The organism is Oscillospiraceae bacterium NTUH-002-81 (assembly GCA_032620915.1).
Classification (GTDB): domain Bacteria; phylum Bacillota; class Clostridia; order Lachnospirales; family Lachnospiraceae; genus JAGTTR01.
This window is the reverse complement of record CP136052.1, coordinates 3,446,507-3,465,758: the sequence shown is the minus strand read 5'-3', so window position 1 is coordinate 3,465,758 and position 19,252 is coordinate 3,446,507. Positions and strand designations below refer to the sequence as shown.

12 protein-coding genes and 8 pseudogenes are annotated in these 19,252 nt (G+C 46.6%); 17 read left to right on the top strand and 3 right to left on the bottom strand.

Features of this window, described 5'->3' with window-relative positions:
* Window positions 1-192: 192 nt before the first annotated feature.
* Both RJD28_17180 and RJD28_17175 read right to left on the bottom strand, forming a co-directional pair.
* Window positions 193-1,374: an IS91 family transposase gene (locus tag RJD28_17180; protein ID WNV57878.1), complete on the bottom strand. Its 1,182-nt coding sequence runs from the start codon at window positions 1,372-1,374 to the stop codon at window positions 193-195.
* Window positions 1,371-2,214: pseudogene (locus RJD28_17175) on the bottom strand (tyrosine-type recombinase/integrase). Before RJD28_17175 ends, RJD28_17180 begins: the two are co-directional and overlap by 4 nt.
* Before the next feature lie 289 nt (window positions 2,215-2,503).
* Here RJD28_17175 and RJD28_17170 point away from each other — a divergent pair.
* A complete protein-coding gene (locus RJD28_17170) occupies window positions 2,504-2,995 on the top strand; it encodes an aminoglycoside adenylyltransferase (GenBank protein ID WNV57877.1) in 492 nt (163 codons plus the stop codon).
* 118 nt (window positions 2,996-3,113) lie between these two features.
* Here the strand turns inward: RJD28_17170 and RJD28_17165 are convergent, their stop codons facing one another.
* Window positions 3,114-3,920: a helix-turn-helix transcriptional regulator gene (locus RJD28_17165; GenBank protein ID WNV57876.1), complete on the bottom strand. Its 807-nt coding sequence runs from the start codon at window positions 3,918-3,920 to the stop codon at window positions 3,114-3,116.
* Window positions 3,921-4,403: 483 nt separating this feature from the next.
* On the opposite strand from RJD28_17165, the pseudogene RJD28_17160 reads away from it, so the two are divergent.
* From RJD28_17160 to RJD28_17085, 16 genes and pseudogenes are all read left to right on the top strand, one after another.
* Window positions 4,404-4,593 (top strand): annotated as a pseudogene (locus RJD28_17160) (hypothetical protein).
* Entirely contained in the window at window positions 4,590-4,931 is a 342-nt protein-coding gene (locus RJD28_17155; GenBank protein WNV57875.1) for a DeoR family transcriptional regulator, read from the top strand. The pseudogene RJD28_17160 and the gene RJD28_17155 overlap by 4 nt, the downstream one beginning before the upstream one ends.
* On the top strand, window positions 4,924-5,220 hold the full coding sequence (locus tag RJD28_17150) for a DUF3847 domain-containing protein (protein WNV57874.1): 297 nt from the start codon (window positions 4,924-4,926) through the stop codon (window positions 5,218-5,220). The genes RJD28_17155 and RJD28_17150 overlap by 8 nt, the downstream gene beginning before the upstream one ends.
* A 747-nt stretch (window positions 5,221-5,967) precedes the next feature.
* Entirely contained in the window at window positions 5,968-7,428 is a 1,461-nt protein-coding gene (locus RJD28_17145; GenBank protein ID WNV57873.1) for an Lsa family ABC-F type ribosomal protection protein, read from the top strand.
* A 214-nt stretch (window positions 7,429-7,642) separates the two neighbouring features.
* The gene (locus RJD28_17140; protein ID WNV57872.1) at window positions 7,643-8,188 is read left to right on the top strand and encodes an AAA family ATPase; all 546 of its coding nucleotides are present in this window, start codon (window positions 7,643-7,645) and stop codon (window positions 8,186-8,188) included.
* A 196-nt stretch (window positions 8,189-8,384) separates the two neighbouring features.
* Window positions 8,385-9,965: a MobQ family relaxase gene (mobQ, locus tag RJD28_17135; GenBank protein ID WNV57871.1), complete on the top strand. Its 1,581-nt coding sequence runs from the start codon at window positions 8,385-8,387 to the stop codon at window positions 9,963-9,965.
* A 65-nt stretch (window positions 9,966-10,030) separates the two neighbouring features.
* A complete protein-coding gene (locus RJD28_17130; protein WNV57870.1) occupies window positions 10,031-10,675 on the top strand; it encodes a CHC2 zinc finger domain-containing protein in 645 nt (214 codons plus the stop codon).
* Window positions 10,644-11,981, top strand: a complete 1,338-nt coding sequence (locus RJD28_17125; GenBank protein WNV57869.1) for a virulence-associated E family protein — start codon at window positions 10,644-10,646, stop codon at window positions 11,979-11,981. Before RJD28_17130 ends, RJD28_17125 begins: the two co-directional genes overlap by 32 nt.
* Window positions 11,982-12,222: 241 nt before the next feature.
* Window positions 12,223-12,420, top strand: a complete 198-nt coding sequence (locus tag RJD28_17120; GenBank protein WNV57868.1) for a hypothetical protein — start codon at window positions 12,223-12,225, stop codon at window positions 12,418-12,420.
* Window positions 12,421-14,092, top strand: a pseudogene (locus RJD28_17115) (recombinase family protein).
* Between the two features lie 91 nt (window positions 14,093-14,183).
* A pseudogene (locus RJD28_17110) lies at window positions 14,184-14,264 on the top strand (Maff2 family protein).
* 11 nt (window positions 14,265-14,275) lie between these two features.
* Window positions 14,276-14,866, top strand: a pseudogene (locus RJD28_17105) (CD0415/CD1112 family protein).
* A gap of 653 nt (window positions 14,867-15,519) precedes the next feature.
* Window positions 15,520-17,353, top strand: a pseudogene (locus RJD28_17100) (reverse transcriptase domain-containing protein).
* Between the two features lie 102 nt (window positions 17,354-17,455).
* Window positions 17,456-17,731, top strand: a pseudogene (locus RJD28_17095) (hypothetical protein).
* A gap of 15 nt (window positions 17,732-17,746) precedes the next feature.
* Window positions 17,747-18,479, top strand: a pseudogene (locus tag RJD28_17090) (septation protein SpoVG family protein).
* Window positions 18,469-19,248 (top strand): site-specific DNA-methyltransferase, encoded by a 780-nt coding sequence (locus RJD28_17085; GenBank protein ID WNV57867.1) that lies wholly within the window; start codon window positions 18,469-18,471, stop codon window positions 19,246-19,248. The pseudogene RJD28_17090 and the gene RJD28_17085 overlap by 11 nt, the downstream one beginning before the upstream one ends.
* The last annotated feature ends 4 nt before the right edge of the window (window positions 19,249-19,252 follow it).

The window sequence follows — 19,252 nt, the reverse complement described above, 5'->3', positions numbered from 1 at the left end:
ATTTCGATTTTACCTTGGTGAACAAAGTCGCGTCCCTTTAGCCGATAGCTATGGGGATTCAATCGTTGCTCTTTTCCTTAAGTTTATCATACTGGGTGTTTTGGTAAAAGTTTTTTTATTCAAGAAATCAATTTCAGGCATGACAAACAAACCTCCTATGCGGAAGCCATTTATTCTATGCAATTGTAGATTTTAACATCTCATATGTGCATGAAAAGAAGAACTGTATTTATCTTTGCGGGGTGATACCATATTCCCTCCGCAAGAAGAACATTTGCATACATCAATGTGATACAAAACCTTTATCATTTCTACTGCATTTAGATTTTTTAATGTAGAAATGTATTTCTTGCATCCAAGCAGGTTTCTGCAGAGAGTTATCTTTTTTCTCTTGTTTCTACATGATAGCAGACCATAGTGCCGGATTCTGACAAATCGTTTGGGTGGAACATGCATCATGAATCGACGGATGAATTCTTCTCCTGAAATTGTTTTCTCTTTCCAGTGGCCTTCGTTTTTATAGTCTTTTACTGCATATGTAACTGTCGTATCCGTCATGGATTTGATTCGATGATTACTGATTGCTATCCTGTGGGTATATTTTCCAAGATAATTGATAACCGACTGTGCACCATTGAAAGTTTCTTTACAGTAAGTGACCCAGTTCTTTTCATAACACTTATCAAGAAGTTCTTTAAAACGATAGCTGTTCTGATATTTCTCTGCTGTACCATGAAATTTAAGCTTAGAATCATTCCACAGGCTTTTTAACTCATCCAGATATTTTCCACGGAACACTTTTGAGATGACACCATATGGGAGAAAAAAATTTCCACCTGTGTCTTTCCATTTATTTTCATCATCAAGCCCACCTCCAAGAACAATGGTATGAATATGAGGATGATAATTCATTGCAGAGCCCCAGGTATGAAGAATGCAGATATACCCTATATCAGCTCCCAGATACTTTGCATCTTTTGACAATTCATTCAATGTGGCTGAAGCAGCATGATACAGTGCATCATATAACAGCTTCTGGTTGCTGTAAATAATGGAATTCAATTCCTCAGGAACTGTGAATACTACATGATAATAGGGTGCATCCAATACGTTCTCTTTTTGTGCATCAATCCATTTCTCTTTCGGAAACTCCTGGCACATGGGACAGCATCTGCTTCTGCAGGAGTTGTTGTGAACACTGATACATCCGCAGTCCTCACAAACACTGATATTTACACCAAAAACTCCTGTTTTACAGTTTCTGATGTGATAAGCCGTTTTTCTGTGATGAGCAGGAGGGTTACTCCTCTTTTCATAGGAAGGATAGAACCGTTCAAATACATCCTGTATCGTACATGATTTATCCATAATCATTCACCACCCATCTCATCAAATGGGCTTTTAATACCAAGCAGAGTTTTATTGCTTACATGCAGATAAATCTCTGTTGATTTTGGATCACGATGTCCCAAAAGAGCCTGAATATATTTTATATCGCAGCCTGACTCAAACAGATGACTTGCAAAACTATGACGCAAACAATGTGTGGAGACGTGTTTTTGAATGCCTGCTCTTTCGGCGCTTTCACGAAAAAAATTGAATGACACTATCTTTTGTAAGATAATCCCCTGTCCATGAACTTGGGAACAGAATCCCTCTTGGCCTGCCACATTGAAACCAGTATTCTGTCAATATTTCAAGCGTCCGGTCTGCAAGCAAAGTATAACGGTCAGATCGGCTTTTTCCATCGCGGATGTGTATGGTTTTGTTCGTGCGTGAAATATCATCATAATGAAGGTGTGTGACTTCTGAAACACGAAGTCCACCTGAATACATAGTAGCGATCATAGCTTTATGCTTCAGATTTGGTGTAGCATCAAGAATAGCTGATATTTCTGCTTTTGTAAGCACCGCTGGTAACTTTCTGTCCCTTTTCATACGAGGTATGTCATCATCATCCCAATTCATCTTCAATACTTTTTTGTAAAAGAAGCGGATTCCTGAATGGTAGTGATTGTATGTTTCTGGTGAAATCCCGGAAAGTTTCTTTTCAGTTAGGAATGTATCAACATCGTCAGTTGTTAATGCATCTATATCCTTGGCTGTGTGGTTCAAAAAATGAGCAACACTGGTACAGTATGCATGAATTGTGGAATCCTTGAGATTCCGTTTATTCGCAGCAGATCTAATCTGATTAAAAATTTCTTCGTACATAATAAAATCCTCCATGTAAAGTAAATCGTAAATGTATAAACACTGCTTACATGGAGGAGCATTAGCATAATAAAACTGCTTGCCAGAAAGGCAGCTCAATGGTATTCTTATCATAGGCAGTGGGGATGTCGATCCTGTTTGATTGTTGGTTGTGGTGACTTAACAATACTACTTGTAGGACTTGGTTTCCACTGCTTTTTATTAAAGTGTAAAGAAAAACTGCGCCATAGCCTTGGCAGGCCATCGCGCAGCGATTTTGTTCAATTAGAAGTTGTAAAGGAGACTTTGTATGGGTAGAAAAGAAATAACAACAAAAGAAGATTTAATGAAAGTAATAGAATTATTCGAAAATACTGGAATTACATACTGGTTGGATGGCGGATGGGGTGTAGATATTTTAGCTGGTAAACAAACAAGAATTCATAGAGATATAGATATAAATTTTGATGCTCAACATACGGAAAAATTGTTAAATGTGCTTTTGAATCTGGGCTATAAAATTGATACAGACTGGAAACCGGTTAGAATAGAGTTATATAGTGATGAACTTGGTTACTTAGACATTCACCCGTTCGTTTTAAGTGAGGACGGAACTTCAAAACAAGCTGATTTAGAGGGTGGCTGGTATGAGTTTGAAAAAGATTACTTTGGTAGTGCTTTTTTTGAAGGAAAAACAATTCCTTGTATATCCTTAAAAGGCCAAAGAGTTTTCCATTCAGGTTATGAATTAAGAGATAAAGATAAGCATGATATTTCAATTCTTGAAAGTTTATCAAAATAACATTGCTGTAATTTCTAAGATAAATTCCACTTTATCGCTTTGAAATTTTAACTGAATAAGTATAGCACCAACCGCTGCTACATGGAAGCAAACACAACCATGCAACAGCGGTTTTTCTTTACCGTTTTTTCCTTTGACTGATAGGAGTTCCTGTTTTCTTTGATTTTTGTAGAATCCGAATGAGCCAGCGAAATTCTTCGTCTGACAGATTTTTATAGTTGATGCCGAGCTGCTTGCAGTAAAGGACAACCAGCTTTTCATCCCGACTGCCCTTGAAATTTTCAACCGCTTCCAAATTTTCTTTCAATTCATCGGCAACGGTGGTCTGGGGCGCACTCTCGCTGTCCTTTTTGTGGGCTTCCCGAATATCCCGGATAATGAGATTGAGGTCATCAAGAACCATGTGGCTGAAATATTCATCATCGCTGATATGGGCGGCTTGCAGCACTTTCAAATGCGGGTCGTCTTCGCCGGGGCGATACCGTTCAATGATTTCATGCCGGACAGTATCGACAAGGGCGTTGAGGTTTTGAATCTGCATGGTGGCAATCCCATCTACATAAATCTCAATGTCCGCAAGAAACTTGATAAAGTCCTTATGAGTGGCAAGCTCACAGAGCAGACGGTTGTTAATCCGACCGCCTTTCAGAAGTGCCACCATCTCATCATTCAAATGCAGCTCTGTTAGTGGCGTGTTGATCTGCTCCCGGTTCTCTGTCCGGCACAGCAGATAATCAACGGAAACCCCATAGAAGTCTGCCAGCGTGATAAGGTTGCCATGATTGATTTCCTTATAATCCTCTTTTTCATAACTGCCAAGAGCTGATTTGGAAATGCCCGTCAGCTCTGATAATTCTTCCAGATTTAAGCCTTTGTCCTTGCGGAGTTCCCAAAGGCGTTCCTGTATGCTTGTCGCTCCTTTCATGGGCGCACGCTCCTTTCCGGCGGTTTCATTACTGCCGCTTAACTGGATTATATCATACTTTCCGCAATCGTGGAAATTTCTGATTTTTACCCTTAATTCCTACTTTGTGGACATACGGCACAGGGCACAAAAATGTTCTATGATACAGGTAGTTCATCGATGGATTATTCCAATCGAATGACCAGCCTGTGTGGGATATGCTTCCCCGGCGATGTAGCGCCATGACTTTTGGCAGGGATATGGAGGAACCCTGACCGAAACGAGCGTACCAAAGGGAGCAATACGCCGCTGTGAGATTCAGGGGAGGAACGACACCGGGGAGAACTGGCGAACTGATACCGAAATGATACCGAAACACGACAATCTGATAGGGGGATAGTCTACCCTATTGCTGATACTTCTGGAGATTTTAGACGGCTCTATGACCGTAATTTTGCCGAAAATCGCCCCGAAACTATACACTAAAACGGGAGGAAACGCAATATGCCGAGAATGAGCAAAAAGAGGAAGCATGAGCTTTCTTTTTTACCTCAATGACCGGGGGCGTGTCACTTACAACGAATTATGCCGGAAATGCAAGCATGGGTGCAAGCAGAGCTTCCGGGCGGTTGTGGTTGACTGCCCCCGTTATTTATCCAAAAGAGCAAAGAAAAAGGAGGAACACACCGAATGAATTTTGAATTTATGACGATAGGCACACCGTTGCCGCCCTGTATGCCCTTTCCCAGAGCGTTGACAGGATTTCCAGTCAGCAGCACCGCAAAGGTCATGTACTGCCGGATGTTGGACGCTATGCTATCCAACGGACAGGAGGACGAGAACGGAATCCTGTTTATCTGCTTCCCTGTCACAGCCATTGCCGCAGTCCTGTTCCGCAGCCCCATGACGGTCAAGCGTTCTCTGAATGAACTGGAAACCGCCGGACTGATCATGCGAGTGCGTCAGGGCGTTGGAGAACCAAACAGGATTTATGTGCTGATACCGGGAAAGGAGGACGCTGCCCTTGCCTGATACCTCAAAGCTGGAAAAGCTCAACCGAGAGTTGGAAAAGAGTGAAAAGAAACTGCGGAAAGCCATCAATGATGAAAAGGCATTGCAGCACCAGCTAAAGCAGCTTACCCGAAAAGAACGGACACACCGGCTCTGTACTCGTGGCGGTATGCTGGAAAGTTTTCTGCAAGAGCCGGAACGCCTGACAGATGATGATGTCATGCTGTTGTTGACACTCATTTTTCACAGGCAGGACACGCAGGAACTATTGAAGAAACTGCTGGAACGTGAGAAGCCGGAAACCCCTTAGTTTACTAAGGGCGCAATTATACACCACCCAAAGGTTGGTGCATTGCGTTCTCCGAAGGCTCCTTGCCGGAGGGCTGTGATTTTTCGCAGTCATGGTCTGCTCCAAATCATACAGGGGACGCTACGCTTCCCCTGCGCTGGCTACCGCCAGCTACCCTTTTTGTGGACTTGTCATCTGGGGACACCTTGCGTTGCAAGCTGTTCCCAGCCGACAAGTTTCATAAAATATGCTATCTTTTCGATAGGCAATAAAGTATAATAAAGTCAGCAATAAATCGGAATTTTACGGTCAGTAAGGAATGCGTAAAGTTATATGATTGTATTATAAGCGATTTGTTAAATTTTTATAACCACTTGTATTTGCCTGCGATTTATGGTATAATATTTTGAAATTTAGAAAGAGGTGGGAAGATGATTAACTTTTCTTGCAAATAAAATCAAAATATGCGGTAGTGCTATACTTTGGCATTATTGTGTCTATTGCAAGAAAGTTATATGTCTATCTTACTCAATATAGTGCTGTTGCCACTTTTGCTTAGTGGTGTTATTTTATGCTATGACGAGCTGCAAGGATAAACTTTCTTGTGGCTCTTATTTTGTTTTGGAGGTGCTTTATGAATAGTGCAGAACAGATAGTTACACATGATTCACTCCGTATAGTGTCGGTTCCTTTTGGTGAAATCTATACGTAGTAAACATTCACCGAACCGACTTTGTATCGTATGACATGCAAAGGAGGATAATATTTATGTCAATGATTAAAATTGAAAACCTTACGTTTTCATATCCGACAAGTTATGATAATGTTTTTGAAAATGTCAGTTTCCAGGTTGATACCGATTGGAAGCTTGGTTTTGTGGGCAGAAACGGACGAGGTAAAACAACCTTTCTGAATCTTCTGCTTGGGAAATATGAGTATAGTGGAAAAATCCTATCATCCGTACAGTTTGATTATTTTCCTTATCCCGTTTCAGATAAGAATCGTATTACAGAGGATATATTGCAGGAGATTTGCCCACTTGCGGAAGAATGGGAACTTATGCGAGAACTTTCTTATCTTGATGTTGATGTCGATGTGCTTTGGCGACCTTTTGAAACACTTTCCAACGGAGAGCAGACAAAGGTTTTGATTGCCGCTCTTTTTCTTAATGAAGGGCATTTCCTACTGATTGATGAACCTACCAACCATTTGGATGCCAAAGCGAGAAAAAGTGTGGCGGCATATCTGAAAAAGAAAAAGGGATTCATCTTAGTTTCTCACGATCGTCGCTTTCTTGACGATTGTGTTGACTATATTCTATCGATTAACCGAGCGAATATCGAAGTGCAAAGAGGAAACTTTTCATCATGGATGTCAAATTTTGAGCGACAGCAAGAATTTGAACTGGCTCAGAACGAACGTTTGCAAAAGGACATCAGACGATTACAGCAGTCGGCAAAACGCGCTGCAGTATGGTCTGAACGTGTAGAAGCTTCCAAAATTGGGGCAGCAGATAAAGGTTATGTCGGTCATAAAGCCGCCAAAATGATGAAGCGTTCAAAATCTATAGAAGCGAGACAACAACAGACAATCGAACAAAAATCAGCATTGCTGAAAAATATGGAAACCGCAGAAGCCCTCAAGATACAACCGCTTAATTACCATACAGATTTGCTTGCATCATTATCGAATGTAGTAGTTTATTATGATGGCATTTCAGTTTGTGAACCCGTTTCGTTTGAAATAAGACAGGGAGAACGCATTGTGCTTGATGGAAAGAACGGCAGTGGCAAAAGTAGCCTGTTAAAGTTGGTAGTCGGGCAGTCCATAGATTATACGGGTACAGTAACACTTGGCTCTGGGCTTGTAATTTCTTATGTGCCACAGGATACATCGTATTTATGTGGAACCCTTTCCGAGTTTGCAGAAGAAAACAACCTTGATGAAAGTTTGTTCAAGGCAATTCTTAGGAAAATGGACTTTGAGCGTGTACAGTTTGAAAAGGATATTAAAGACTTTTCTGGCGGGCAAAAGAAGAAAGTCCTAATTGCGAAAAGCCTTTGTGAAAAGGCACACTTGTATGTATGGGATGAACCGCTCAACTTTATTGATGTGTACTCACGTATGCAGATTGAACAACTCATAACGGAGTTTGCCCCGACCATGCTCCTGGTAGAACATGACAGTGTTTTTCGAGATACTGTGGCAAGTAAAATTGTGAATATCTAAATTGGTTCTTCCGCAATTTTACGTTTTTCGCTTTAATAAAAATGGAGAATGCTGATTTACACTGGCATTCCAGTATTGAAAAATTACAAAATACGGATAATTGCGTAAGAACCTCTAAATTAAAATAATTGTATGGGTTAATTCCAGCTTTACAGAGACTCAAATTCCAGTTTGTAGAATTAAGAAAATCGTAATTTGTGGAGGTAAAATATAGATGAATCAAGGTAGAATTATTGTAATCACAGGTGCGCCGGGGACAGGAAAAACTACAACGGCATCTGCTGTTGCAAAAGAATCAGATTTGGAAAAGTCTGTGCATATGCACACAGATGACTTTTATCATTATTTGAGTAAAGGGGCAATACCACCGCATTTGCCAGAATCAAATGAGCAAAATTTGATTGTCATTGAAGCGTTTTTAGAAGCTGCGAAGCGATATGCTCGTGGTGGATATGATGTAATTGTTGACGGTATTATCGGACCGTGGTTTTTAAAGCCGTGGCAAAGTCTTGTTCGGGAACATTATGAGGTGCATTATATTATTTTAAGGGCAAGTAAGGAAGAAACCTTGAAGCGAGCTGTTGAACGCTCAAAGTTAGACCGAAAGACAAATATCGAATTGGTAGAAACCATGTGGGAGCAATTTTGCAATCTGGGAATATATGAATCGAATGTTATAGATACGACCACTTATTCCATTCAAGAAACTGTTTCCGCAGTACAAGAAAAAATCGCAAGTAGGGCAGCGTTGTTGTCTTAGATTGTTTTGGTGCAATTCCAGTTTGTTAGCTTTACATCGGGTCAACTTGTCCCGAACTTTTACAACTAAATACCCGCCGCTCACACAGTGGCACACCGAGCAGGAAATCTGAAAAAGGTCTCCTGCTTTTTTTCTGCCCAAAATGAGGTGGTAAAACGCCACCCCATCCACCAATTAGCGAAAGGAGGGACACGAAATGCCTTGTCCACACAACGAAATCACGATTGTTCAGCGCAGCCAGCGGCAGTCTGCGGTTGCCGCCGCTGCTTACCAAAGCGGCGAAAAGCTGTTCTGTGAATACGACCAGCAAGTAAAGCACTACCCGGAAAAGCGTGGTATCGTCCACAATGAAATCCTGCTCCCGGCAAATGCTCCACAGGAATATGCAGACCGCAATACTTTATGGAATGCCGCCGAAGCGGTGGAAAAGCAATGGAACTCCCAGCTTGCAAGGCGGTGGGTGCTTACCATTCCCAGAGAGATACCGCCCGACCAGTACGCTGTCCTTGTACGGGAGTTTTGTGAGCAGCAGTTTGTTTCCAAAGGAATGATTGTTGACTTTGCCATCCATGACCCCCATCCGCCGGGACACAATCCCCACGCCCATGTCCTGCTCACTATGAGGGCAATGGACGAACATGGGAAATGGCTTCCCAAGAGCCGCAAGGTTTATGACCTTGACGAGAATGGGGAACGGATCAAACTTCCGTCCGGCAGATGGAAAAGCCACAAGGAGGATACGGTGGACTGGAACGACCAGAAGTATTGTGAAATCTGGCGGCATGAATGGGAGGTTATCCAGAACCGCTATCTGGACGCCAATGACCGCCCGGAGCGTGTGGACTTGCGTTCCTATGCCAGACAGGGGCTTGATATAGTCCCCACTGTCCATGAGGGGACTGCTGTCCGGCAGATGGAAAAGCGAGGTATCCAGACGAATATCGGCAACCTGAACCGGGAAATCAGAGCCGCCAACCGCCTGATGAAGTCCATCCGGCAGCTTATCCAAAACCTCAAAGGCTGGATTACCGAGCTGGGAGAAAAACGGAAGGAGCTGCTTGCACAAAAGGCGGCGGAGGAAGCGACACTTCTTCCCAATCTGCTGATGAAGTATATGGAGATACGAAAGGAAGAACGGAAGGACTGGACAAGGGCTGGACAGAACCGGGGAACTTCACAGGACTTAAAGGCAGTCAGCGAAGCCCTGTCCTATCTCCGGCAAAAGGGGCTTTCCACTGTGGAGGACTTAGAAGCGTTTCTGGAATCTTCCGGGAAATCAGCCGCAGATTACCGCAATCAGATGAAGCCAAAGGAAGCCCGGAGCAAAGTGATTGACGGGATTCTTGCCAGCCGGACAGACTGCAAGGAATGTAAGGCTGTCTATGAGAAGTACCAGAAGATATTTTTTAAGAAAATAAAGGGGAAATTCAAACAGGAACACCCGGAGGTTGCCCGGTATGAGAAAGCCGCTGACTACCTTGCCAAGCACCCGGACGATAAGGATAAAACGAAAAATGAGTTGCAACAGGAGCAGGAAACGCTTCTCAGCGAAATCGCAGAGCTGAAAGTACCACTGACCGAGGTACAGGAGGATTTGAAGAAGCTGCGGGACATCCGCTACTGGGTACGGAAAGCCACACCCGGCACAGAGGAAAGCAAAGAGCCGCCCAAGAAGCAGCCCATCAAAGAAGTCTTGCAGGATAAGACTGACGAGAAAAAAGCACAAAGAACCGCCCCGGCACAGGAGAAACACAGACAACAGGATATGGAACTTTAACAGGCACTTGCCATTTTCAATTAGAGAATGTCAGGTGCTTTTCTTATTTTCAAGGAGGGATAGATTTGAATGTATTCGAAGCTGTGAAGCAGTCCGTCACAACAAGACAGGCTGCGGAGTATTATGGAATCCATGTAGGTCGGAACGGGATGGCTTGCTGCCCGTTCCATAACGATAAAACCCCAAGCATGAAGCTGGATCGGCGTTACCATTGCTTCGGCTGCGGTGCGGATGGGGATGTGATTGATTTTGCCGCCGCCCTGTATGGGCTGGGAAAGAAAGAAGCCGCCGTACAGCTGGCACAGGACTTCGGGCTTTCCTATGAGGACTGGAAACCGCCGGGAAAGGTAAAAAAGCCCAAGACCCGGCAGAAATCCCCGGAGGAACAGTTTCAGGAAGCAAAGAATCGCTGCTTCCGTATTCTTGCCGATTATCTCCATCTGCTGATGGCATGGAGAACGGACTACGCCCCGCACTCCCCGGAGGAAGCCTTTCATCCCCGGTTTGTGGAAGCCTTACAGAAGCAAGCCCAAGTGGAATATCTGCTGGATGTGCTGCTGTTCGGGGAAACAGAGGAAAAAGCGGATTTGATTACGGACTACGGAAAGGATGTGATACAGCTTGAACAGCGAATGGCAGAACTTGCAGCCGCAGACGCAGCAAGAACTAAAAAACACTATGAACGCCATGCAGCCGCCCCAGAGCGTTGAGGAAATCAAGGCGGGGCTGGAAACCACCGAGAAAGGCGGTGTCCGTCAGAGCATACGGAACTGCCTGACCGTATTCCAACGTGACCCTCTGCTTTCAGGGGCTATCGCATACAACATCCTGACTGACCGCAAGGACATCATAAAGCCCATCGGTTTTCACAGAGAAAGCACCGCCCTGAACGATACGGACATGAAGTATCTGCTTCTTTATCTGGAAGAAACCTACGGGCTTACCAATGAGAAAAAGATTGATAACGCCATCGGGATTGTGGCGAATGAAAACAAGTACCATCCCATCCGGGACTATCTCAATACCCTTGTGTGGGACGGGACAGAGCGAATCCGCTTCTGCCTGCGGCACTTTCTGGGGGCTGACGCAGACGATTACACCTATGAAGCGTTGAAGCTGTTCCTGCTGGGTGCAATCTCACGAGCCTTTCAGCCGGGGTGCAAGTTTGAAATCATGCTCTGTCTGGTAGGCGGTCAGGGGGCTGGAAAGTCCACCTTCTTCCGGCTGCTGGCAGTCCGGGACGAGTGGTTCTCCGATGATTTGCGGAAGCTGGACGATGACAATGTGTACCGCAAGCTGCAAGGTCACTGGATTATTGAAATGTCGGAAATGATGGCAACCGCCAACGCCAAGAGCATTGAGGAAATCAAGTCATTTTTAAGCCGGCAGAAAGAGGTCTACAAGATACCTTATGAAACCCACCCGGCAGACCGCCCCCGTCAGTGCGTGTTTGGCGGCACTTCCAATGCCCTTGACTTCCTGCCCCTTGACCGTTCCGGCAACCGCCGCTTTATCCCGGTCATGGTGTACCCGGAGCAGGCGGAAGTTCACATTTTGGAGGATGAAGCCGCTTCCAGAGCCTATATCGGGCAGATGTGGGCGGAAGCGATGGAGATTTATAAAAGCGGCAGGTTCAAGCTGGCTTTCAGCCCCGCCATGCAGCGGTATCTCAAAGAACACCAGCGGGATTTTATGCCGGAGGACACCAAAGCCGGGATGATACAGGCGTATCTTGATAAATACACCGGGAGCATGGTCTGCTCCAAGCAGCTCTATAAGGAAGCCTTGAACCATGCTTTTGACGAGCCGAAGCAATGGGAAATCCGGGAAATCAACGAGATTATGAACCAGTGCATTTCCAGCTGGCGGTACTTCCCAAACCCAAGAATGTTTTCCGAATATGGCAGACAAAAGGGCTGGGAGCGTGAAAACCCGGCAACGGACTCCGGCAACCCGTCTGAAAAAACGATGGACGGTTTTGTGGAGGTCACAGAACAGATGGAGCTTCCATTCTGAAAAGGACAGCCCGTTGCACCCCCTGTTGTTATCCCGTTGCCGAGCCGGTTGCCGGGAAAAACCCCTTATTTCCGGGCTTTTCTCCCTTATAACAACCAAAACAACAAAAAAATAAAAGAAAAGTATAAATAGTAACCATCGCCAGATTGAGATTGTTTGCAAGGTCTTTTGAAGTCCGTTGCCGGACTTCGTTGCCGACACCCTCTGTCTGGCTATTTTCATGTATGGAGGATAACTGCCTATGGCAAAAAACAAAACAGAGATTCATGTGACCACTGTATTTGACGGGGAGCTTGACGCCACTGATGTGTTCGTCAGCCTGATTTCCCAGAAATACGGAAAGACAAATGCAAAAGAATATCTTGCTAAAAAGAAAGATATAGGCTATAATGAAGATGAGGTTCAAAAGAGCCAGATACCGTCTGGATTGTGTGGGTAAATGGCTATGATGAACGAAATGGAATACAGAACAATCGGTTCGGCACTTGCCGGGGGTTATCGTGCGGCGGTCTATTGCAGGCTGTCAAAGGACGATGACCTGCAAGGCGAAAGTGCCAGTATCGCAAACCAGCGTGATATGCTGGAAAAATACTGCGAAAAGCAGGGATGGGAGGTTGTGGCAGTCTATCAGGACGATGGCTTCACAGGTCTTAACATGGAGCGTCCTGACCTACAGAGAATGTTGAGAGCCATTGAGCGCAGGCAGATCAACCTTGTCATCACGAAAGACCTCAGCCGACTGGGGCGTAATTATCTGCAAACCGGGCATTTGATTGAGGACTTTTTCCCAAGAAACGGTGTCCGCTATATCGCCATGAATGACGGCATCGACACCCTGCGGGATAACAACGACATTGCCCCGTTCAAGAATATCCTGAACGAGATGTACAGCAAGGATATTTCCAAGAAAGTCCATTCCTCTTATCTTCTGAAAGCGCAGAAAGGACAGTTTACCGGGTGTCTTGCCCCGTTTGGGTATCGGAAAGACCCGGAGGACAAAAACCATCTGCTCATTGACGAGGAAACCGCCCCGATTGTGCGGCTGATTTTCGGATATGCCCTGAACGGTCATGGTCCGAACTATATCCGCAGACGGCTGGAGAAAGAAAAAAATCCCCTGCCCTACATGGTGGAACCGGGAACGGGGGCTTCGCAATACCCGCACCAAATGGGAAAAGAAAGACCCAGAAAACGGGCGGTATATGTGGGACTTCTCCGTTATCAAAGACCTTTTGATGAATCCCGTCTACACCGGGGCGATTGCTTCCCAGAAAAAGGACTACCGCTTCAAAATCGGCACGATTGGGGAAAAGAAGCCGGAGGACTGGATTGTGGTGGAGGGACAGCATGAACCGCTGATTGACAGCATGAGCTTTGACATTGTGCAGAACAAGCTGAAATCCCGCCAGCGTCCGGGGCAGACCAATGAAATCAGCCTGTTTGCCGGACTGTTAAAATGCGGCGAGTGTGGGAAGTCGCTGACGGTACGCTACACAAACGCTAAACATCCCCAGCGGATTTACTCCTGCAAGACCTACAATGCCTTTGGAAAGAACCACTGCACCCAGCACCGGATTGATTATGACACCCTTTACAGCCATGTGCTGCGGAAAATCCGGGAATGTGCCAGAGCTGCCCTGATGGACGGGGAAGCGGTTGCCGACCGCCTGACCAATACCTGTGAAGCCGAGCAGCGGGAACAGCGGGAAGCAATGGAACGCTCCCTTACAAGGGACGAGGAACGGATTGAGGTTCTGGACAAAATGGTCATGCGGCTTTATGAGGATATGATTGCAGGGCGTATCAGTGAGCAGAATTTCAACACCATGCTGGAAAAGACACAGACCGAGCAGACGGAGCTTAAAACAAAAGTGTCCGAGGGCAGAAAGCGGCTGTCCGATGAAGTCCAGCTTGCCAATGATGCAAAACAATGGGTGGAAGCCATTCAGGAATACGCCAACATCACAGAGCTGGACGCAGCCACCCTCAACCGCTTAATCAAAGAAATCGTTGTGCATGAGCGCATTGACGAAGATAAAACAAGACACATTTCTATCGAAATTCATTTTAATCTCAAACCCATCCCGGAGGTGGAACAGGTCACTGCCTGACCTGTCCCGCCGGGACGGTTCTCTTAACAACACCATATAGATTTTTTGTACGCCGCCGCCCGCCATCGAGCAGAGTTTTTACACCTAATTGGGGATGAAACAGCTCATGGCGGGCGGCGGCATCATCGTCATTGGCACCACACTGATCCCTCTGCTGTCTGGCCTGTTTTAAGGTAGGCGCTTATGGATTTTCTCACCGACTGGCTCACAAACTGGCTCAAAGAGCTTCTGATTGGCGGGATCATGGGAAACCTCGAAGGGCTTTTTGATACTGTCAATACCCAAGTCGGAGAGATTGCGGCACAGGTAGGGACTACCCCGGCGGCGTGGCACGCCGGGGTTTTCTCCCTGATCCGACAGCTTTCCGAAACGGTGATCCTGCCGATTGCCGGAATGGTGCTGACCTTTGTTGCCACTTATGAGCTCATACAGATGCTTTTGGAAAAGAACAATATGCACGAGGTTGACGTTGCGAACCTCTATAAATGGATGTTCAAAACAGCCTGTGCAATCCTGATCCTGTCAAACACATTCAATATCGTCATGGCCGTGTTCGATGTCTCGCAGAGCGTCATCGCGCAGGCAGGCGGGCTCATTCAAGGCTCTACCGATGTTTCGGCGGATATGCTTGCTGAACTGGAAACCTCGCTGGAGGCGATGGACTTGGGGCCGCTTTTGGGGCTGTGGCTGCAGTCTGCGCTCATTGGCTTCACGATGAAGGCGATGGGAATTATCATTTTCGTTTTGGTGTATGGCAGGATGCTGGAAATCTATCGCGCGTCCAGAAGCGCCGCTTTTCATCCAAAGGCGGTGCGCGGACATTTTGGGAATCCGGCTTTAGCAAGCCGGTAAAGAAAAGTATCAAAGACGTGAAACGCGTCACTTTAGCGTCATCCGATTTACCCCGGAGGGAAACCACAAGGGGGACAATAGCGTATCGGAAAAATCGCGAGTTGGGAAAACCATCTACCCACGACTGAGCGGCAAGACGCAACATTGTGAATGAGGAGCAAGGCTAAACTGCTTTAAGGGTAGTCCGAGGCGGGATACTCGACCCGGCGGCGCAGGATGGTTGTATTCGCCGTATGTCATAGCGGAATGTGACAGGTAAACACAGACCGCACGATACTTATGACAGCCAGCCGCAGTAAGCGGAAAAGGACGAAAACCCACTACCGACATCACAATACGCTTATCCCAAAGTGTCTAACTGGAGATTGCCTAAACCGGAACGCCGGAACTATCCGGCTATGCGTAATGCCGCAAGGCGATAAATTTCAAGGGGTAAAAACCCAAGAAAGATGACGCTGAATATCCGGCATGGCAACGGAGCCTCCGTAGTAGTCCGAGGGCGGGAAAGCCGTCTACATGGCGAAGGGAGGCAGGATGTCAACCAATTCATAAAAAGGAAAGGTGCGTGAGGCATTATGAGAAGTCCTGAAAATGTGTTGGAAAGCCTAAAATCCAAGGCGTGTAACAAGAGTTACAAGTACGAGCGGTTATACCGCAACCTGTACAATCCACAATTCTATCTGCTGGCATATCAGCGGATACAGGCGAAACCAGGCAACATGACAGCCGGAACAGACGGCAAAACCATTGACGGAATGGGAATGGCAAGGATAAACGCCCTCATTGAAAAGATGCGGGATTTTAGTTATCAGCCTAACCCGGCAAGGAGAACGTATATCCCGAAATCCAATGGGAAAATGCGTCCTCTGGGGATACCGTCATTCGACGATAAACTGATACAGGAGGTGGTGCGGCTCATCTTGGAGAGTATTTATGAGCCAACCTTTAGCGACTATTCCCACGGTTTCCGTATAAACAGAAGCTGTCATACGGCACTCAAATATGTGCAGAAATATTTTACGGGGACAAAGTGGTTCGTTGAGGGGGATATAAAGGGCTGTTTTGACAACGTAGACCATCATGTGTTGATTGCTATTTTGCGAAAGCGGATTGCAGATGAATATTTCATCGGTCTGCTCTGGAAGTTCTTGAAAGCTGGATATATGGAGGATTGGAATTACCACAATACTTATTCCGGAACTCCGCAAGGCTCCATCATCAGCCCTATCCTGGCAAACATCTACATGAACGAACTGGACAGTTATATGGCAGAGTATGCAGAGAAATTCAACGGCGGAAACCGCCGTAAAATCAATCCTGCGTTCAAGAAGAAATTGGATGTCTGCCGAGGAAAAGAACAAAGGCTTAAAAGAAATATCTCTAAAATGAGCGTGGAAGAAAAAGAGGGCTTAATTGCAGAAATCCGGGAACTTCGGCGTAGTCTGAAATCTATACCGTATAGCGACCAGATGGACGATAGCTATAAACGGCTTTGCTATATCCGATACGCCGATGATTTCTTAATCGGAGTTATCGGCAGCAAAGAGGACGCAGAACAGATTAAACAAGATGTAGGCTACTTTATCCGGGACAAACTCCATCTGGAAATGTCCGAGGAAAAAGACATTGATTACTCATGGACACGACGCTGCGAAGTTCTTGGGATATGAGGTCACAATCGCCAAAGGCGAACACAACAAAAAGACCAAAACCGGGGCTACCAGACGGGTAAACAATGGAAAAGTCTTACTTTATGTTCCCCATGATAAGTGGGTAAAACGATTGTTCTCCTACAATGCCCTCAAGATTAAATATGACAAACAAAATGGAAACAAAGAGGTTTGGGAGCCTGTCCGGCGCACTCGCCTGTTGCACTTGGACGATTTGGAAATCCTAAACCAATACAACGCAGAAATCCGTGGATTGTATAACTACTACCGACTTGCAAACAACGTGTCTGTACTCAATAACTTCTACTATGTAATGAGATACAGTATGCTCAAAACCTTTGCTGGAAAATATCGGACACGAATCAGCAGAATTATCCGCAAGTACCGTCAAGGAAAAGATTTTGTTGTGGAATATCCGAAGAAAAACGGCAAGGTCGGAAAGGTATTGTTTTACAATAATGGGTTCCGCCGGGACACTAAAGTAGAAAGCGGAAATCCTGATATAGTAGCAAGAATTTTTGAGAATTATGGGCGTAATAGCCTTATAAAAAGACTGCAAGCAAACAGGTGTGAGTGGTGTGGCGCAGAGAATGTGCCGCTTGAAATACACCATATACGAAAACTCAAAGATTTAAGTGGCAGAAAACAATGGGAAATCGCCATGATTGGGCGTAAGCGCAAGACAATGGCACTCTGCATTGACTGTCACGATAAGTTACACGCAGGAAAGTTAGACTGACATCTGGAGAGCCGGATACATCGAGAGGTGTAAGTCCGGTTCGGAGGGGAGTTCTCGGAAACCTGCCATAGTGATATGGTAAGGCGCCGGGTTCTTACCCTACTGCTGACCAGTCTGGCCCCCATCCCCGTTGCTACGCTTTCCAACCGGGAGCTTGGTGGCACCGGGCAGAACTACATCAAGTCCCTGTTTGCCGTGGGCTTTCAAGGGCTGCTGATCCTTGTATGTGTTGCAATTTACGCAGTGCTCATTCAAGGCATCGCAACAGGCGGCGATCCCATTGGGGCGATTTGGGGAACTGTGGGCTACACGGTTCTGCTTTGCTTCATGCTCTTTAAGACCGGGAGCATTGCCCAGCGTATCTTTGGCGCTCATTAACAGGAGGTGGTGCTTATGCCGAGAAGATACGGGGCAGACGGAACGCGCTTATGGAATGGAAAAACGCCGGAGGAGTTTACTGAGGCAGACGCTTACCGCTTTATGGCGGAAACAGAGGCCGTCCTGCAAAGAAAAAGAGTTGATGGACGACCCCGCCCAGCCTGCTCCGGCAAGCGGAAAGGAGGAATTTTATCTGAGTAAGAAAGACGATGTATTGCTGACCCCGGAGCAGATTGCTGCGGAGGAACGGCGCTGGCTGTTTGATGCTCCCATCGCGGAGCTTGCAGAAGTCAAGGGCGTTAGCATTGATGAGGCGGTAAAAATGCGGACAGATGCCGTCTTGCAGGAGGCGGTTGTTCCGATCACGGTATCTGTCCGCCCGATTGAGCCGCAGGGAAAACTGATCGGTTTCGCCAGCGTCAATTTTGGCGGTGTGGTCATCGACGATTTTAAGGTTGTGGACGGGAAAAACGGGATTTTCCTCGGCGCTCCCTCTAAACCTGATCCTGCCAGCCGGACGGGATACCGGGCTACGGTTCGGATTCCTGACCGAGCCACACAGGAACGGATCAATGCGGCTGGTGTGGAGGCGTATCATGCGGCGGTGGAACAGCTTGTTGCACGGGCCCAGGCGGTACGGCCTGCCCCGATCAAGGAGCAGATGGCCGAGGCCGCGAAACAAGCTGGAAAAGAAAACGCCGCCCGGCCTGCGTCTGCCAAGGCAAAGGAGGCCCGTAATGACCGATAGCCGCACTTTGGGACAAAGTGTCCCGAAGGAGGGCTTGTTTCTCATGGATGGCATCGAGGGCCTGCGTTCTTTGCCAAAACATAGCGTGGATATGCTGTTGACTGATCCGCCTTACGGCACAACCCGGAATTATTGGGATGTGCCCCTGCCGCTCCCGGAGCTGTGGGAGGCGGTGAAATGGGCGGTCAAGCCGAATGGCGCAGTGCTGTTTTTCGCACAGTGCCCCTTTGACAAGGTGCTGGGCGCATCCAACCTCGCCATGCTCCGCTATGAGTGGATTTGGTACAAAGAGCGCGGAACGGGCTTTCTCAATGCAAACCGGGCTCCACTGAAGAAGTCCGAGAATATCTTGGTGTTTTACCAGAAGTCCCCGGTCTACAATCCACAGTTTACTTATGGCAAGCCTTATGCCCGCGTACATTCCCGAAGCGGTACAAGCTCCAACTATGGGAAATTTGAACGGAAGGGATCGGAGTCCAACGATGGCCGCCGCTATCCCGGAAATGTACTTTTTGTGCCTACGGTGTCCGGCGGCATCCATCCCACACAGAAGCCCGTGGAGCTTTGTGAGTATCTGATCCGCACCTATACCCGCCCCGGCGAATTGGTCGCGGACATTTGCGCGGGCTCCGGCACAACCGCGATTGCAGCCATCAACACAGAACGCCGCTTTGTATGCTTTGAAACGGCCCCGTCCTTTTATGCCGCCGCCAGTGAGCGCATCCGTGCGGCGCAGGCAGTAAAAAGCTCCGGCGAGAAAGGAGTGTAATTAT

What these genes read in the sequence shown, in the direction of transcription:
- RJD28_17180 (WNV57878.1), bottom strand. Translation starts at nt 1,374, where the DNA reads ATGATTATGGATAAATCATGTACGATACAGGATGTATTTGAACGGTTC.
- RJD28_17170 (WNV57877.1), top strand. Translation starts at nt 2,504, where the DNA reads ATGGGTAGAAAAGAAATAACAACAAAAGAAGATTTAATGAAAGTAATA.
- RJD28_17165 (WNV57876.1), bottom strand. Translation starts at nt 3,920, where the DNA reads ATGAAAGGAGCGACAAGCATACAGGAACGCCTTTGGGAACTCCGCAAG.
- RJD28_17155 (WNV57875.1), top strand. Translation starts at nt 4,590, where the DNA reads ATGAATTTTGAATTTATGACGATAGGCACACCGTTGCCGCCCTGTATG.
- RJD28_17145 (WNV57873.1), top strand. Translation starts at nt 5,968, where the DNA reads ATGTCAATGATTAAAATTGAAAACCTTACGTTTTCATATCCGACAAGT.
- RJD28_17140 (WNV57872.1), top strand. Translation starts at nt 7,643, where the DNA reads ATGAATCAAGGTAGAATTATTGTAATCACAGGTGCGCCGGGGACAGGA.
- mobQ (WNV57871.1), top strand. Translation starts at nt 8,385, where the DNA reads ATGCCTTGTCCACACAACGAAATCACGATTGTTCAGCGCAGCCAGCGG.
- RJD28_17125 (WNV57869.1), top strand. Translation starts at nt 10,644, where the DNA reads ATGAACGCCATGCAGCCGCCCCAGAGCGTTGAGGAAATCAAGGCGGGG.
- RJD28_17120 (WNV57868.1), top strand. Translation starts at nt 12,223, where the DNA reads ATGGCAAAAAACAAAACAGAGATTCATGTGACCACTGTATTTGACGGG.
- RJD28_17085 (WNV57867.1), top strand. Translation starts at nt 18,469, where the DNA reads ATGACCGATAGCCGCACTTTGGGACAAAGTGTCCCGAAGGAGGGCTTG.